This window comes from Vibrio sp. 1069 (assembly GCF_033340555.1).
Map to the genome: position 1 here is coordinate 1 of NZ_JAWOWP010000785.1, position 554 is coordinate 554.

The following is a 554-nucleotide window of genomic DNA, read 5'->3' on the forward strand; positions in this document are numbered from 1 at the left end:
CTTCTGGTTTTGAAGGGTACATGGACGATGCGATGTGGATACCCAGTTCATGCAACTTATCGAGAAAATCTGGTTGCCATAAGCGATAAGCCATATCCAGTTGCGGCGCGAGTTGGCTTAAATGGGAAGCGATATCTGGAAGAACGTACTGAGCAACATAGTCACTAGACGCGACAACTAACTCACCTTGCCAATCTGCCGGTTCGAACGGTTTATCATCAAGCAGATGATCAAACTCAGACAGCAAATCATCAAGTTTAGCTTTTAACGCTAACGCTCGAGGTGTGGGTATGAGCAAGTTCCCCTGACGGACAAGCAACGGATCGCCACAAAGCTCTCTAAGCTGGGCTAATTGGCGGCTGACCGCAGATTGAGTTACGTGCAAGCGCTCGGCAGTGCGACTTACATGACACTCCTCAAGCAGCACATGCAATGATCTCAGCAGATTTAAATTGATGTTGTTTAACATTCTCGACCCACTTGATGCTTCACTTTACGAACTTGTTTCCGGTCGTATTAAAAAACTCGGTCAGAACCGTATGCGTCATCAAATG

1 protein-coding gene is annotated in these 554 nt (G+C 46.8%); it reads right to left on the reverse strand.

Going from position 1 to position 554, the window contains the following annotated elements; genetic code table 11:
• On the reverse strand, positions 1-469 hold a 469-nt coding region (locus R7040_RS29045), incomplete at its 3' end, for a LysR family transcriptional regulator (protein WP_318097986.1).
• Between the last annotated feature and the right edge of the window lie 85 nt (positions 470-554).